The organism is Pseudoalteromonas rubra (assembly GCF_005887115.1).
In the GTDB taxonomy this organism is placed as follows: domain Bacteria; phylum Pseudomonadota; class Gammaproteobacteria; order Enterobacterales; family Alteromonadaceae; genus Pseudoalteromonas; species Pseudoalteromonas rubra_F.
The window spans coordinates 1-299 of record NZ_PNCJ01000185.1 but is presented as its reverse complement, the minus strand read 5'-3'; the positions used below and the strand labels follow the sequence as shown (position 1 = coordinate 299).

1 protein-coding gene is annotated in these 299 nt (G+C 46.5%); it reads right to left on the bottom strand.

The window, feature by feature from the left end:
• Positions 1-299: BamA/TamA family outer membrane protein (locus CWB98_RS23695; RefSeq protein WP_171045758.1), on the bottom strand; the 299-nt coding region annotated here is incomplete at both ends.

Below are 299 nucleotides of genomic sequence, written 5' to 3'. Positions count from 1 at the left end.
AACGGCATCGATTGGGAAACCAAAATTGGTGCCAATACCATAGTTAGTCTGGTCATAATCAATCAGACCTAACTTAGTACCATCGAAGTCACTGTAAAAAATACTACTGCCCTGAGATACGCCATCCGGTGTGAAATAAGGGTCGGTATAAGAAACGGTGTAACGCTTAGAGCCACGGCCAGTGTTAATGTTGAATGCGAGCTGGTTACCTGTACCCAGGAAGTTGGACTCACTCACCCCAACGTTGAACTGTAAACCACCATATGAGCCATAGGCAACACCTGCCTGGAAGCTTCCAG